The sequence below is a fragment of the Algibacillus agarilyticus genome (assembly GCF_003286125.1).
GTDB lineage: Bacteria > Pseudomonadota > Gammaproteobacteria > Enterobacterales > Alteromonadaceae > Algibacillus > Algibacillus agarilyticus.
In genome coordinates this window covers 41,846-56,913 of the sequence record NZ_QMED01000012.1, presented here as the reverse complement: position 1 = coordinate 56,913, position 15,068 = coordinate 41,846, and the positions used below count along the sequence as shown (strand labels likewise).

The window sequence follows — 15,068 nt, the reverse complement described above, 5'->3', positions numbered from 1 at the left end:
AATCTATTATTCTGTTAGCGCTTTTACTGATAGCTGTTCGCCATCTAATTCTATGCAGCCAGCTTGTTGCCAGCCATGTTTTTGTAATTGTTCGCTGGTCCAATAAGTACCATTGATGCTGACTAATTCAGCTTGTAGGTTGTAGCAATAAATTTTAGCTTGGCTATCACCTTGAGCCCCCGCAATTGCTCTACCACGTAGGGCGCCATATATATGAATGCTACCATCTGCTATTACTTCACCGCCATTACCTACAGAGCCAATAATGACCAAGTCAGTATCTTTAGCATAAACTTGCTGACCCGATCTAACATTTTGTTTTAACTGCATAGCGGGTATGTATTCAGGTACTTTAACTTCAACAGGCACTTCTACTTTTACACGCTCAATAACAGGAACTTCAACACGTTCAATGACGGTTGTAGGCTGTGGTTGGTTTTCAGTACTGTTCGTTTTAGGCGCCACCATAACAGCTAACCCTGCTGCTTTAGCTTGGAGTTTTTGTTCGTCTGTTGCACCCGATACACCAACTGGCACTAAATTGAGCGATTGCAGTGCATTTTTAAGTGTATGAAAATCTACTTCATCACCCTTTAAAGATTCCACATTGGCAACGATCGGTGCCATTTCGAAAAATTTAGGTGCTTGAGCTATTTTGTTAGCTAATGCTTCACGCACCACAGAAATATCAGTTGTTGAGATATGTAATACAGAAAGTGTAAAACCACTTCCTTTTAGCTCTATTCCAGTTTGAGACATGTGAAGTATAGTTGCCTGATTTGATTGAAATTAGTCTGCAATGCATTTAAATGATGATTTAGTAAAATAAACAGTCGATATTATTACTAAAAATACGTTTTAAACTCTTAATATACAGGGAGCAATGGTATAGTCTACTTCAGATTATCGCAAGTGTTTACGCGTGCAAATACATAATTGGTAATGTATTAAGAATAATGTATTAACGTTGTTTACTTATTGACGTTGTAATACGTCTTACTTTAGTTTTGTGTTTGAGCAAAATGATTTAAGAGTAAACAATAATATTTCAAATCAAAGATACTTATTTCAGGCTTATGAAAGTAAGTATTTCTATATGACTAGAGGTTTAATTAAGTGCTTTCTGCGGTATATAAAAGTTTAAAAAAAATTGATACCTATTTATTTATAGAGCAAAGAGATGATTTTTCTAAGGTACCAGAACCCTTATTAGCTATGTTTGGTACTGCTGAGTTGGTAACCGTTTTAAACTTATCAACTAAGGATCGACTCGGGATCGCTGATATTAACAAAGTAAGAGCTGAGCTCGCTGAAAAGGGGTTTTATTTGCAAATTCCGCCGCCACCTGAAAACCTATTAAAAGAACATTTAGCCAAGTTAAAAGAGCAAGGAAAGTTAAGTGAAAAATATAATAAATAAATGGTTTAATGCGATCATACTGGTTGCAGCTGCTGCCACACCAACGGTATATGCGCAAACCGAAGCTGAATTTGAAGAGTATGTCAGTGCTTTAAGAAGTGAAGCACTGAGCAAAGGCTACGACTCGGCAATTGTTGAGCAAGCATTTAGTCATGTGGTTTTTAAAAAGAAAATAGTAAAAGCCGACCGTAATCAACCTGAATTTGTTGAAACACTTGAAACCTACTTGCCTAAACGGGTACCACAATGGAAAGTAGATAAAGCACGCGTGCTTTATAAAGAGCACAAAGTGTTACTCGATAAAATAGGTAAAGCTTATGGCGTTCAACCTCGTTTTATTGTTGCCTTATGGGGGTTAGAGACTAACTTTGGTAAAATTCAGGGTAAATACCCACTGATTTCGTCTTTAGTGACGTTGTGTTTTGATGGACGACGCGAAACTTTTTTTAAAGCTCAGCTATGGGATGCATTAGATATTTTGCAATTTGAAAAGGTGCCTTACGAAAAATTAAAAGGCTCATGGGCGGGGGCGATGGGGCAAGTTCAATTTATGCCTAGTTCATTTAAAGCTTACGCAGTCGATTTTGATGGCGATGGCGTTAAAGATATTTGGCAAAATATGGGCGATGTATTCGCCAGTGCGGCCAATTATCTTGCACATGAAAAATGGAATAAAGATTTAACGTGGGGTCGCCAAGTAAAATTGCCAGACAATTTTGATTTTAATCATGCCGTACCGCAGAAAACACGAGGTCGAGCCCATTGGTTAGAAGAATGGGAGCGCACCGAAAAAACGTTAAGCGAATGGCAAGCTTTGGGTGTGCGCCGTGCGGATGGTTCAGATTTACCTAAAGTTGATTTAAAAGCGGCGATGATGATCCCCGATGGCGAAAATGGACGCATCTACCTTGCTTACGATAACTATAAATCGTTAATGCATTGGAACCGTTCATATTATTTTGTCACTACGGTTGGTTATTTATCTGATCGAATCGCTTACCCACCGGTGGAATAATCCATGTATAAGCATCTTGATATAACATTGCTGCCAATTAATTTACCCGTTGGTAAGGTTGTTTGTGTTGGGCAAAATTATGCCGATCATATTCTGGAGATGAATAGCACACCTGATGTTGATGACGCTTTATTGTTTATGAAACCCAGCACGGCTTTAACCCCCTTAATGCCGAAGTTCGCAGTACCAGAACAAAAACTGGGGCCGTGTCATAACGAAACCGAATTAGCGGTGTTAATTAAGCAGCCCTTAACCAAAGCCTGTATTGATGAAATTGATGCGGCTATATGGGGTTATGGTATTGCGCTAGATTTAACCTTACGTGAGGTTCAAGCAAGAGCAAAAAAAATGGGTCGACCGTGGGAGCGTGCTAAATCGTTTGATGGCTCTTGTCCTACTTCTCCATTTATCGAAAAAGCACAGTTTGTTGATCCGCAGGCTTGTCAAATAAGCCTGATCGTTAATGAAAAGGTTCGCCAGAAGGGCAATACAGGTCAAATGTTACGCAGTATCAACAATTTATTGGTTGAAATATCACATTGTTTTACGTTACTGCTTGGCGATATTGTATTAACGGGCACACCCGCAGGGGTCGGGCCTTTGATTAAAGGTGATAAATTAACCGTTAATTTAGCATCAACCTATCAATTTGAAACTGAAGTCGTTTAATTATGAGTAATATTGCTTTTTGGCAAGACAAGTCACTAGCCCAAATGACAGAAGCCGAATGGGAATCAATCTGCGATGGTTGCGGAAAGTGCTGTTTACATACTTTTATTAATGATGAGTCTGTTGAAGATGATGATATGTTATCAACTGAACAAATATCATCAGATGAAACCATGGTGTATACCGATATCGTCTGTCAGTATTTAAATGATAAAACATGCGCTTGCACCCAATACGAGAAACGTCAAAAATTAGTGCCATCTTGCGTGAAGCTAACCCAATCTAATTTAAAAGATGTTTTTTTTATGCCAACAAGTTGCAGTTATAGGCGACTTGAAGAGGGTAGAGGCTTGGCAAGTTGGCATCCTTTATTAAATAAAGGTAAAAAACATAAAATGCACCAAGCTGGTATATCCGTTCGTGGCAAAGTGATAAAAGATAACCAATATGATCTTGAAGAGTTTGAAGATCGGATTGTGACTTGGCCTTTACGAGACAGTGATTAATTACCAATGACAACAGCAGAAAAAGCATTATCGTTAGCACAAGCTGAAACGCTTGCTAACCAAATTAGGCTCAATTATTGGCATCGAGACCGTTTTCCGGTTGACCCGGTAACAATAGGGACAGAGCTGGGAATTCGAATTATTGATGCTGATTTACCAGAGGATGTTGCGGGCGCATTTTTAAAAAAAGTGGGAGGTGATCCCATCATTATGTTGCATGAGTTTGACCCACTTAACCGCAAACGGTTTACTTGCGCACATGAGTTAGGTCACTATGTTTATCGACTCGAGCGTGGTCACTTTGATGAACAAGAAATTGATCATGTTGATAAACGCAGTGAGCTTTCTTCAACCGGTAAATGCCCAGAAGAGATCAGTGCAAGTCGTTTTGCAGCGGCTTTACTCATGCCGGTTGAAAAAATTCACGCTTTATTAAAAGATTCAGATGATATTTATGCGCTCGCTAATTTTTTTAAGGTGTCGGTTAGTGCCATGCGTTATCGTTTAGATTCACTCGGGTTGCTGAACAATGACTGAACAAACCGCAAGCCAATTATGGGATGACATCGCCAAGTCGGGGCCGATTAAAAATACACCTAAAATGAGCCAAGACGATTTAGATCAGCAATCTAACCGTTTATTAAAACAACGTTATGCCGTCTGGTTTATCGCCATTTTAATTAGCCAGCTGGTTATTATGAATATTGTTTTTGTTTCACAAGGGGCTGGTTGGTTAACATTTGATGAAGTGACTTTGCGCATCTATACCGCGAGTACGGTAATCGAAGTTTTTGGTGTCATTTATATCATTGTGCATAATTTATTTCCCACCCGAGGCTCACATAAAATTAAGCGCAATTAATACTTGTGTAAGATTATTTCACTGATATTATAATGAGAACGATTCTCATTAAACTATAAGTGATACAATGAAAAAAATTATAGCCTTATTAGCATTATCATTTAGCGCTAGCTTTTTTAGCCAAGCTGAAGAAGTAAAAATATATTCTTATCGTCAAGCTTTCTTAATTGAACCCATTCTCACGGCATTCACCGAAGAAACGGGTATTAAAACACAAGTTGTTTTTGCTAAAAAAGGCTTGATTGAACGCTTAAAGCGTGAAGGTAAGTTTAGTCCTGCAGATATTGTATTAACGTCTAACTTAGATGCATTGTTGCAGCTACAAAATAATGATTTAACCCAACCCATCAATAGCAAAGTGGTTGCGAATAATATCCCTGCTCAATATCGTGATGAAAAAGGTCATTGGATTGCGCTAACTAAACGCACGCGTAATATATACAGTGCTAAACGTTTAGGCGATTTATCTGCTATTAATTATGAAGATTTAGTCGATGCGAAATACAAAGGTAAAATTTGTACTCGCAGTGGTAAACATCCGTATAACCTAGGTTTAGTTGCCTCGATGATTGCTCACCACGGTGAAGCTCAAACACAAAAATGGTTAGAAGGTGTTAAAAATAATTTAGCACGTAAACCTCAAGGTAATGACCGCGCTCAGGTTAAAGCCATAATGGAAGGTTTATGTGATGTTTCTTTTGGTAATAGTTATTACTATGGAAAAATGTTGATGGATGAGGCACAAAAGCCATGGGCTGATGCCGTTAATATTAACTTTCCAAATCAAAAAAATAGAGGCACACATGTTAACGTGAGTGGTGTCGTATTAACTAAACACACAAAAAACAAAGCTGAAGCATTACAGTTAATTGAATTTTTAACCAGTGAAAAAGCGCAAAATATTTATGCATCAGTCAATATGGAATACCCAGTTAAGCTGAATGTTAAATTATCAGCGTTGGTTGCATCTTGGGGTACGTTTAAAGAAGATGACATCGCCATTGATAAAATAAGTCGTTATAGAAGCCAAGCGTTAAAATTAATGGATCAAGTTAAGTTCGATCTATAAATTTTTGGTATCCATCTTTATCCCTCGTGATCTGTATATAAGTATAAATGAAACATAACGCGCCTTGTTATGTTTCATTTTCATTATCTCTTAATGTTAACGCCTGTTAAAATTACCTGACGCCAAGCCGGTCTGTACATGATGACTTATTGATATCTACTATTATTCTCTACCCCTTTCTTAGATCAATTTTTCATCCAAATCGTTTATATTCTGTGTTAAAATCGCGCCAATTTTTACGGGCTTTATAATCCTAAATACGGGGTTAAGCTATAAATACACGGCTTTAAACTAACCTGTTTTAGAACCGCTTAATATCAACTGGGAATTCATTTTGCTTACTACTGCGAATATCACAATGCAATTTGGCGCAAAGCCATTATTTGAAAACGTTTCAGTTAAATTCGGAGACGGAAATCGTTATGGTTTAATTGGTGCTAATGGGTGCGGTAAATCAACATTCATGAAAATTCTGGGTGGTGATTTAGAACCATCTGCCGGCAATGTATCGAAAGATCCAAATGAAAGAATTGGTAAACTACGCCAAGATCAATTTGCTTACGAAACCTTTAGTGTTGTTGATACGGTTATTATGGGGCATGACGAACTTTGGAAAGTAAAAGAAGAGCGTGATGCAATTTATGCAAACCCAAATATGACAGAAGAAGATGGTATTCGCGCCGGTGAATTAGAAGATGAATTTGCAGAAATGGATGGTTATACCGCTGAATCACGAGCGGGTGAATTGTTGATTGGGGTTGGTATTCCGGTTGAACAACATTTTGGCCCGATGAGTGAAATCGCGCCCGGTTTTAAATTACGCGTTTTATTAGCACAAGCATTGTTCTCTGATCCTGATATTTTATTATTAGATGAGCCAACGAATAACTTGGACATTAATACGATCCGTTGGTTAGAAGATGTACTAAATGCGCGTAATTGCACCATGATCATTATTTCGCACGATAGACACTTCTTAAACAGTGTGTGTACACACATGGCTGATTTGGATTATGGTTCAGTTTGTTTATTCCCTGGCAATTATGATGAGTACATGACAGCGGCAACACAGGCACGCGAACGTTTAGTCTCTGACAATGCCAAGAAAAAAGCACAAATAGCGGAGTTAAAATCGTTTGTGAGCCGTTTTTCTGCAAATGCATCTAAATCTAAACAGGCCACATCACGTGCTAAGCAAATAGATAAAATTCAAATTGAAGAAGTTAAGCCTTCGAGTCGGCAAAACCCTTATATTCGTTTTGAACAAACCAAAAAATTATTTAGACAGGCGTTGGAAGTTGAGCAATTAGCAAAGTCTTTTGACGAAGAATTATTCTCTAATTTTGATTTAAAGATTGAAGTTGGAGAGCGTGTTGCGATCATTGGTCCTAATGGTATTGGCAAAACGACGCTTTTGAAATGTTTAGTAGGTGATGAGCAAGCAACATCAGGTACTATCAAATGGTCTGAAAATTCAACGATTGGTTATTATGCACAAGATCATGCGCATGAATTTGAAGAAGATCTACCATTATTAGATTGGGTTGCACAGTGGCGTCAAGAAGGTGATGATGAACAAGCATTACGAGGCACGTTAGGCCGCTTATTATTCTCGCAACGAGATATAGATAAAACCGTTAAGGTATTGTCAGGTGGTGAACAAGGTCGTATGTTGTTTGGTAAGTTAATGCTACAACGTCCTAATATTTTATTAATGGACGAACCGACTAATCACCTTGATATGGAATCGATCGAATCATTAAATTTAGCGTTAGAGAATTATGAAGGCACGTTAGTGTTTGTTAGTCATGACCGTGAATTTGTTTCTTCATTAGCAACGCGGATCATTGAATTAACACCTACGGGTATTGTTGATTTCCACGGTTCATACGAAGAGTATTTAACTAGCCAAGGTATTTAATTTTCCGTTTTATAAACAACTTAACTCACTTGGGTATTGCCCCAAGTGAGTTAAGAATAAGTTCGACTTTAGCGGTTGGCTGATAAATGGGCTAATTCATCGTGATCAAAATCATCTACATTTATTGCATCTAATCTTGCTTGTTCTGCTTGTCGTAAAATTTGTACTTCTTGTTCTGTTATAACCCCTTGTTCAAATGCGGTGTCTGCAAGTTTGTTTAAGCGGGTAAAGCCGAGTTTTTGATTAAACGCTTTGCATATTTTATCGTGTATGGGTTCGGCTTTAATAATTAGGCTGAGACCTAATTCGAGTTTTCCAAGTAAATTATTGTCGTCTGGCGTTATGTATTGGCCAGAGCCTATTCGACTTCGAGTCTCTGAAGGCGTTTGTAATATAGTCGCAATTTCATGTTCGGTTAAATCACTTGGCTTTTTGTTGGTTATCCCCCAAGGCATTAATGTCATTTTTAATGTTCTGCCGACCCACTTAACCGGAAAGTTATCAAGTAAATCATTTAATGCAATCTCAGATTTATATAAACAATCTTCTACAGCCCAAGCAAGTAGCGGGAAATCATTGACTTGCCGACCTTCGTCATGAAAACGTTTTAAGCTAGCAGAGGCCAAGTATAAATAGCTGAGTAAATCGCCCAAACGCGCTGAAATACGTTCATGCCGTTTTAACGAGCCCCCTAACGTTACCATTGCCATATCAGACATAAAGGCTAAAATAGCGCTAAATCGACTAAGTTGTTGGTAATAATATCGAGTTTGATCTGGATAAGGCGCCGAAGTGAAACGCGCATTGGTTAAACTTAACCAAAAACTTCTGACTTTATTACTAATAGTAAACCCAATATGACCACATATCGCTGCATCAAATGCATTGATCGCGTCTATATCATCTTTAATCGAGAGCGCTTCCATTTCGGCTAGCACATAGGGGTGGCATCTGATTGCGCCTTGACCGTAAATGATCATATTTCGAGTGAGGATATTTGCGCCTTCAACCGTAATAGCGACTGGCGCGCCTTGATAGCCACGGCCTAAATAATTATTAGGCCCGAGCATGATCCCTTTACCCCCATGAATATCCATTGATGCATTAACAACATCACGCATTCGTTCGGTTAAATGATATTTGGCTATGGCTGAAATTACCGAAGGTTTTTCGCCTAAGTCGATGCTTGTTGTCGACAAGTTAACGGTGGCATCCATTAAATAGGCATTACCGCCAATCACGGCTAACGCCTCTTCAACTCCTTCCATTTTACCGATCGGTAATTTAAATTGACGTCTTATACGAGCATAAGCGCCAGTCGCTAACGCTAATGCCTTTGAGCCGCCTGTAGAATTTGAGGGCAGGGTGATTGCTCGGCCAACCGATAAACACTCAACTAGCATGCGCCAGCCTTGTCCTGCCATCGCAACCCCACCAATGATCGTATCTATCGGAACAAAAATATTTTCGCCTCTGATTGGCCCATTCTGGAAAGGAACATTCAGTGGAAAGTGACGGCGACCAATATCTAAGCCTGCGGTGTCTCGTGGGATCAATGCGCAGGTTATGCCAATATCTTCAGTATCACCAATTAAATGATCAGGATCATGCATTTTAAACGCTAAACCGATCACGGTCGCAACAGGCGCAAGTGTTATATAGCGTTTATTGAAGGTTAAATTTAAGCCGAGTATTTCTTCTCCTTCAATCATTTTTTTACACACGATACCCGTATCCGGGATCGCGCCAGCATCTGAACCGGCTTCTGGGCTGGTTAATGCAAAACAAGGGATCTCAAGCCCCGAAGCTAAACGTGGTAAATAATATTGTTTTTGCTTGTCGGTTCCGTATTGCTGTAATAATTCGCCAGGACCGAGTGAATTAGGCACACCTACGGTTGATGCTAAAACGGTAGAGGTCCCCATTAATTTTTGTAATATTCGACTTTGTGCATAAGCTGAGAATTCTAAACCACCGTATTCTTTTTCAATAATTAATGCGAAAAATTGATTATCTTTTAAGTATTGCCATACTTCCGGTGCTAAGTCTGTATATTTATGTGTGGTATCCCAGTCTGATACCATCGCGCAAACGGTTTCAACAGGGCCTTCAATAAAAGTTTGCTCTTCTACGGTTAAGCGTGGTTGCGGAATGTTATGCAGTTTATGCCAATCCGGTTCACCTCTAAATAAATCAGCTTCCCACCATGTCGTACCTGCTGCAATCGCTTCTTTTTCAGTTTTAGACATTTCAGGCATCACTTTTCGAAACATTCTTAAAGCGGGCTGGCTGATTAAGTGCTGGCGTATTGAGCGTACATTAATAGGAACGGCTAACAGTAGAAATATAAACCAAGTGATTTGCCCAACAATACTACCGAGTGAGCCTATGGCTAACCAAGCGATGCTAACAATTGTAAAACTGGTGAGTGAAGCGCGACGATAAGCCATTAATGAAAATAGACATACCAAACAGACTAGCCAAGCAATATACAACATATAATTAAGTTACCTTTAAGTGGTCTTACCAGTTAATTTATGTCAAATTAATCGGATGTTCAAGTTAATTTATTGAAAACTTACGTTAATTATAGCGTCGACTCTATTTTTCGCCTGACTTGTCTTAAACTATAGTCAAAGCGATCGGGTTTTAGGGGAAGCCGTCAAGTTTCGAGACCCCATGAGCATATGCTCTACTATGTGATTGGGGCGAGTAAGCGCTGACAATGAACCATAAAACCTGAGCGAGAAGACTATATTATTCATACTGGAGAGTGGGGGGAAGATAAAAATAGAGGGTGGAGATAAACATTAAACTTGAGCTGTGCACTCAAGTTTAATGAGTTTGATAAATAGGTTTATTTTATTGCGTTGAAAGTAACCGTTTCGAGTTGCGCGTCAGCTTGTTCTGAGCCATCTTTTTCTTGACGAATTCGCACTATTAAGTTGCCCAACTCAGGCACCATCCATACATGCGTGATCCGCTTTTTATTAGAACGTTCACGTTCTAACTTGATGGTTTTGAATGTACCCGCTGGAACCGTTAGTTCTTCTTCCGCAATAATATTAAAGGTATAAATTTTTTCTTTTTTGTCGTCGTTAATTAAGTAATATTCATATTGCTTTTGATCAACCTTCAAATCAATCTTCATTTGCAATTGATAACTTATTTGATCAAACCAATGAAAATCAGTTGAACACTCAATTTCACGTGATAAATCAACATCAATGACTTTGTTATTAACGTGATCAAATTTAATGGTCGTTTCGGTATCTGTTCCTGTGCCTTCTCGTCTAAATAGATAACGCAAAGGTTGGACTTTATTATCTTTGATTAATATCTCGGCTGATTCTTTACGCCTGTCTGATAAAATTAAAAAAGACAGATCCGACATATATGAAAAGACAAATTTTTCATCATCTAGCTGAGTTAACTGGCGTTTAATATTACCTAATGTTAAACGTCCGCGAGTAACAACATATTTTGCATTAAAAGGAGTGAGTGCTGTAGGCGCACTATTATCCAAATTGATAATAGTGGGCTTTTTATCTTTATCTTGTGCAATGCAGTTAATACTGAGACTCATTAAACAACATGCTAAAAATGACGAAATATACCGAAACTTAAGCATTAAATGTGACCTTGTTCAGAAAGAGGTTGATTGTCTAGTTGCGCTATTCCGTTAACCATTGTCAATCGTCCCTGACAGAACCAGTTTATAACTTTAGGATATATGATGTATTCTTGCTTGTGAACCTTTTGTGCTAAAGAATCTGCTGTATCTTGCGCCAATATATCGACTTTGGCTTGCAATACAACGGGTCCACCGTCCAGTTCTTCAGTAACAAAATGAACACTAACACCATGTTCTTTATCATTTGCGTCAATTGCACGTTGATGTGTATTTAAGCCTTGATATTTTGGTAGCAGAGAAGGGTGTATATTCAGCATTTTATTTTGATAATGCTGGACAAAATTAGGGGTTAAAATACGCATAAAACCCGCTAATACAACCAAATCTGGCTTAAATTGATCAATAACTTTAATTAATGCTTGATCATAATTTTCTCGACTATCGAAATCTTTATGATTTAGCGTGGCGGTGGGAATATTGGCATTTTGTGCACGAGTCAAACCAAAGGCATCTGCTTTGTTCGAAATAACGCCTGTGATTTGACCTTGTACGTCACCTAACTTACAAGCATCAATAATTGCTTGTAAGTTAGTACCGCCACCTGAAATAAGTACAACAATAGAAGGTGAAGCCATAGTCGTGGTTACACCATCTCGACTTGTTGTTCGCCTTCGGCTGCCGTTGCAATCGAACCGACTAACCAAGCGTTTTCACCGGCTTGATTTAAGATTTCGATAGCTTGATCGGCTTTATCTTGATCAACAACAATAACTAAACCAACACCACAGTTAAATGTGCGTAACATTTCATGATCCGTGATATTGCCTTGTTCTTGTAACCAATTAAACACAGCAGGCCATTCCCAACTGTCTTTACTAATAATCGCTTTAGCATCGCTTGGTAATACGCGAGGAATATTTTCCCAAAAGCCACCGCCTGTTATGTGCGAGATAGCATTAACATCAATGGTTTCAAGTAAATTTAAAACCGATTTAACATAGATGCGGGTGGGTTCAAGTAAATGATCTTTAAGCGGCTTACCTTCTAAGTCAGCATCTAAATCGGCATTACTCACTTCTAATACTTTACGTATTAATGAATAACCATTTGAATGTGGGCCTGATGAACCTAAAGCAATAATGGCATCAGTGGCTTTTACTTTTGTGCCGTCAATCACTTTTTCTTCTTCAACAACACCCACGCAGAAGCCAGCGATATCGTAATCGTCACCTTCGTACATACCTGGCATTTCAGCGGTTTCGCCACCAATTAAGGCACAGTTAGATAATTTACAACCTTCTCCAATGCCCGTTACAACCGATGCTGCGATGTCGACATCTAATTTTCCGGTAGCGTAATAATCTAAAAAGAATAATGGCTCAGCACCTTGAACAATTAAATCATTAACACACATCGCAACTAAGTCGATACCCACAGTATCGTGCTTTTTAAGATCAATGGCTAAACGCAATTTAGTACCAACACCATCTGTACCTGAAACAAGTAATGGTTTTTTGTATTTCGTTGGAAGGCGACATAACGCACCAAAGCCACCTAAACCACCCATGACTTCAGGGCGACGAGTTGATTTCGTAACGTTTTTAATTCGGTCGACTAATGCGTTACCAGCATCAATATCAACACCAGCGTCTTTGTAACTTAGAGAGGTTTTCTGTTCAGCCACGGTGGCTCCTTCAAAATATAAAATTAAAGCTTAACACTTATAAGGGTTGCGGTATCGGTTTACAATGCGTAAACCAATCCATATTCTATCGCTATAAAAGATGCATTGTTTAAATCAAGCATGCAATGCGGGTTATTTTAAAAACCGCTAATATTTAACCGCTAGCTTAAATTATAAGCATAGGTTGTTAAATTAGTGCATGTTAAACAAAATATACTTATTCGAAAAATATGAACTCACTTGCGCCTATTGTAACAACGCTGTAAAAGTAATAAAAATGCTTTCGTACATTATCTACTACTTTATTCTACTTTTATGCCTGTTAAACTAGATCTGCAATATTTTTATGTGTGGTAATGGTACACTTTTAGGTAATGACACTATAGGGAAGTCTATTAATTGAGCAAGATGATTAAAATTTCAGCTTTTATCGTTTTTGGCTTTTGTTCGGCACTCTTTTTATCTGTGCAAGCGGTAGAAGTTGCCGATTTATACAAAGCGAGTATATCGGTGCCCGATCAAAGTCAAAATCAGCGCAAAGTGGCATATCGAGATGCGCTTGAAAATGTATTGATCCGCGTGGCGGGTAAAAAGCATATAAAAAATAATAGTGAAATAAAAAGTGCGATCAGAACGGCGAACAAATATGTGACTCGATACGCTTATCGTCGTGTAATTGATGATTTGTTTCTCGATATTGATTTTAACCCAAAAGCGGTTAATAACTTACTTAAGCAAAATGAATATGCCATTTGGGGAGCACGTCGACCTTTAACGCTCATTTGGTTAGCTGAGCAACAAGGTCAATTTGAACGGTCTATCGTTGCCGAAGATGCAGCCGCGGTTATTGAGCAATATCAACCGCGAGCAAAAGAGCGCGGTATCCCGGTTATTTTTCCTATTATGGACTTTGATGACGCGATGCAAATTCAAGCAAATGATATTTGGGGGCGTTTTGAAGCGCCTATTATTGAAGCAAGTCATCGTTATCAACCTGATGTAATTGCCAGCATTAAAGTCTTTCAGCAAGACAGTAACGAAAAAAACGCACAAAATAGTTTTTTATCGGCTAATTGGCTTGGGCAAGTTTCATTGCTTTTATTAGATAAGCCATTAACTGTTGAGTTGACAGGAAATTCGAAAGCACAAATTGCGTTGGATGCCCTAGACTGGATAGCCGATCAACTTGGTGAGCATTACGCAATAAAAGCACAAGCTTACCAAAGTGATTTGGCGAATGTATATTTAACCTTTGCTGATATCAATAACATGACGCAAGCTCTAAATTTGGAACGTTACCTTAATTCGCTTTCACCTATTGCGAACGCACGTATCTACCAAGTGAATCAATTTGGTGTTCAGTTTGAGGTTGAGCTATTAGGTGAAGCCATTGACGTTATAACGGTGCTGGACCTTGATGAACGGGTTAAAGCGGTTAAGCCGCAATTTGGCGAAATTTTACCTGTCGAGAATTACTATACTTGGACGGATGTTAGCCCTTGATTCAGAATCAGTTAACTATCGACTTTGCTGTAGATCGTGAAGATTCGCTTGAAAATTTTTATACTCAGGGTAACGAGGTATTAATTAGCGCGTTAGCCGATTTTGTGCAAGCTAAAAGTCTAAAACCCAGTGATTCTATTCTTTATATATATGGACAACGGGGCACCGGAAAAAGTCACCTGTTACAAGCGATTAGCCAGTTTACTGCCGATCAAAATATTATTTGCCAGTACATTCCGATGAAAGCGTTTGTTCAATATGATTGCGATGCGACTTTAGGAATGGAGCAATTTGATATTTTATGCGTCGATGATATTGATCTACTAAATATTAACCACGATTGGCAACAGGCCATGTTTGATTTGATTAACCGTGTCGTTGAAAACGGTAAAAAAATAATTTTTAGTGCCAAAAGTAAACCCGCTGATTGTCAATTTCATTTAGCTGATTTAGTTTCTCGTCTTGAGTGGGGCGCAATATGGCGCTTAGAAATGTTAAGTGATGAGCAACAAATAGAACTCATGCAATTTAGAGCTAATTGTAAAGGAATGGTGTTAGCTGACGATGTGGCTAACTTTATACACGTTAGGTTAAGTCGTGACCCACACATCATTATGCAATGTCTAGAGAAGCTCGATAAGCTGTCTTTAGAAGCGCAGCGACGTTTAACTATTCCCTTTGTTAAATCTGTTATGAATTGGTAATTAAAGTAAAAATATACTTTTGAGATATCTAAACTTAACATTCCAACCCAAATTAAGCCTTAATAAGCTAAAAACCTCAAAA

The 15,068-nt window shown here is 38.5% G+C and carries 15 protein-coding genes; 10 read left to right on the top strand and 5 right to left on the bottom strand.

Translation table 11 applies throughout. The annotated features are described in order from the left end of the window. Nucleotides 1-6: 6 nt before the first annotated feature. The gene (minC, locus tag DPX34_RS11185; RefSeq protein ID WP_111978520.1) at nt 7-759 is read right to left on the bottom strand and encodes a septum site-determining protein MinC; all 753 of its coding nucleotides are present in this window, start codon (nt 757-759) and stop codon (nt 7-9) included. Nucleotides 760-1,116: 357 nt separating this feature from the next. Here minC and DPX34_RS11180 point away from each other — a divergent pair, with 357 nt between their 5' ends. The 8 genes from DPX34_RS11180 (at nt 1,117) to DPX34_RS11145 (ending at nt 7,461) form a co-directional block, all read left to right on the top strand. After that, nucleotides 1,117-1,419: a YcgL domain-containing protein gene (locus tag DPX34_RS11180; protein WP_111978519.1), complete on the top strand. Its 303-nt coding sequence runs from the start codon at nt 1,117-1,119 to the stop codon at nt 1,417-1,419. Further along, nucleotides 1,400-2,434 carry a lytic murein transglycosylase gene (locus tag DPX34_RS11175; protein ID WP_111978518.1) on the top strand — a complete coding sequence of 345 codons (1,035 nt, stop codon included), beginning with the start codon at nt 1,400-1,402 and terminating at the stop codon, nt 2,432-2,434. The genes DPX34_RS11180 and DPX34_RS11175 overlap by 20 nt, the downstream gene beginning before the upstream one ends. 3 nt (nt 2,435-2,437) lie before the next feature. Further along, nucleotides 2,438-3,103 carry a fumarylacetoacetate hydrolase family protein gene (locus DPX34_RS11170; protein ID WP_111978517.1) on the top strand — a complete coding sequence of 222 codons (666 nt, stop codon included), beginning with the start codon at nt 2,438-2,440 and terminating at the stop codon, nt 3,101-3,103. 2 nt (nt 3,104-3,105) lie between these two features. Continuing rightward, nucleotides 3,106-3,609, top strand: coding sequence for a YcgN family cysteine cluster protein (locus DPX34_RS11165; RefSeq protein WP_111978516.1), 504 nt, complete (start codon nt 3,106-3,108; stop codon nt 3,607-3,609). A gap of 6 nt (nt 3,610-3,615) precedes the next feature. After that, nucleotides 3,616-4,146, top strand: coding sequence for an ImmA/IrrE family metallo-endopeptidase (locus DPX34_RS11160; RefSeq protein ID WP_111978515.1), 531 nt, complete (start codon nt 3,616-3,618; stop codon nt 4,144-4,146). Then, a complete protein-coding gene (locus DPX34_RS11155; RefSeq protein ID WP_111978514.1) occupies nt 4,139-4,471 on the top strand; it encodes a hypothetical protein in 333 nt (110 codons plus the stop codon). Before DPX34_RS11160 ends, DPX34_RS11155 begins: the two co-directional genes overlap by 8 nt. A 67-nt stretch (nt 4,472-4,538) precedes the next feature. Further along, a complete protein-coding gene (locus DPX34_RS11150) occupies nt 4,539-5,540 on the top strand; it encodes an extracellular solute-binding protein (protein ID WP_111978513.1) in 1,002 nt (333 codons plus the stop codon). Between the two features lie 334 nt (nt 5,541-5,874). Further along, on the top strand, nt 5,875-7,461 hold the full coding sequence (locus DPX34_RS11145; RefSeq protein ID WP_111978512.1) for an ABC-F family ATPase: 1,587 nt from the start codon (nt 5,875-5,877) through the stop codon (nt 7,459-7,461). A 68-nt stretch (nt 7,462-7,529) separates the two neighbouring features. On the opposite strand, the gene fadE is transcribed toward DPX34_RS11145, so the two are convergent. The 4 genes from fadE to purM form a co-directional block, all read right to left on the bottom strand. Further along, nucleotides 7,530-9,959 carry an acyl-CoA dehydrogenase FadE gene (gene fadE / locus DPX34_RS11140; RefSeq protein WP_111978511.1) on the bottom strand — a complete coding sequence of 810 codons (2,430 nt, stop codon included), beginning with the start codon at nt 9,957-9,959 and terminating at the stop codon, nt 7,530-7,532. A gap of 359 nt (nt 9,960-10,318) precedes the next feature. Then, entirely contained in the window at nt 10,319-11,047 is a 729-nt protein-coding gene (locus DPX34_RS11135) for a DUF3108 domain-containing protein (protein WP_232824711.1), read from the bottom strand. A 44-nt stretch (nt 11,048-11,091) separates the two neighbouring features. Further along, nucleotides 11,092-11,730, bottom strand: coding sequence for a phosphoribosylglycinamide formyltransferase (purN, locus tag DPX34_RS11130; protein ID WP_111978509.1), 639 nt, complete (start codon nt 11,728-11,730; stop codon nt 11,092-11,094). An 8-nt stretch (nt 11,731-11,738) separates the two neighbouring features. Beyond that, the gene (gene purM / locus DPX34_RS11125) at nt 11,739-12,779 is read right to left on the bottom strand and encodes a phosphoribosylformylglycinamidine cyclo-ligase (protein WP_111978508.1); all 1,041 of its coding nucleotides are present in this window, start codon (nt 12,777-12,779) and stop codon (nt 11,739-11,741) included. 408 nt (nt 12,780-13,187) lie between these two features. Here purM and DPX34_RS11120 point away from each other — a divergent pair, with 408 nt between their 5' ends. Together DPX34_RS11120 and hda are read left to right on the top strand one after the other, a co-directional pair. Next, complete coding sequence (locus DPX34_RS11120) at nt 13,188-14,282, top strand: DUF2066 domain-containing protein (protein WP_111978507.1); 1,095 nt, start codon at nt 13,188-13,190, stop codon at nt 14,280-14,282. Next, on the top strand, nt 14,279-14,986 hold the full coding sequence (hda, locus tag DPX34_RS11115) for a DnaA regulatory inactivator Hda (RefSeq protein WP_111978506.1): 708 nt from the start codon (nt 14,279-14,281) through the stop codon (nt 14,984-14,986). Before DPX34_RS11120 ends, hda begins: the two co-directional genes overlap by 4 nt. Nucleotides 14,987-15,068: the final 82 nt, after the last annotated feature.

Excerpts from the sequence above, each read along its gene's own strand:
- minC (WP_111978520.1), bottom strand. The coding sequence starts at position 759 with ATGTCTCAAACTGGAATAGAGCTAAAAGGAAGTGGTTTTACACTTTCT.
- DPX34_RS11170 (WP_111978517.1), top strand. The coding sequence starts at position 2,438 with ATGTATAAGCATCTTGATATAACATTGCTGCCAATTAATTTACCCGTT.
- DPX34_RS11165 (WP_111978516.1), top strand. The coding sequence starts at position 3,106 with ATGAGTAATATTGCTTTTTGGCAAGACAAGTCACTAGCCCAAATGACA.
- DPX34_RS11160 (WP_111978515.1), top strand. The coding sequence starts at position 3,616 with ATGACAACAGCAGAAAAAGCATTATCGTTAGCACAAGCTGAAACGCTT.
- DPX34_RS11155 (WP_111978514.1), top strand. The coding sequence starts at position 4,139 with ATGACTGAACAAACCGCAAGCCAATTATGGGATGACATCGCCAAGTCG.
- DPX34_RS11150 (WP_111978513.1), top strand. The coding sequence starts at position 4,539 with ATGAAAAAAATTATAGCCTTATTAGCATTATCATTTAGCGCTAGCTTT.
- fadE (WP_111978511.1), bottom strand. The coding sequence starts at position 9,959 with ATGTTGTATATTGCTTGGCTAGTCTGTTTGGTATGTCTATTTTCATTA.
- DPX34_RS11135 (WP_232824711.1), bottom strand. The coding sequence starts at position 11,047 with ATGAGTCTCAGTATTAACTGCATTGCACAAGATAAAGATAAAAAGCCC.
- purN (WP_111978509.1), bottom strand. The coding sequence starts at position 11,730 with ATGGCTTCACCTTCTATTGTTGTACTTATTTCAGGTGGCGGTACTAAC.
- DPX34_RS11120 (WP_111978507.1), top strand. The coding sequence starts at position 13,188 with ATGATTAAAATTTCAGCTTTTATCGTTTTTGGCTTTTGTTCGGCACTC.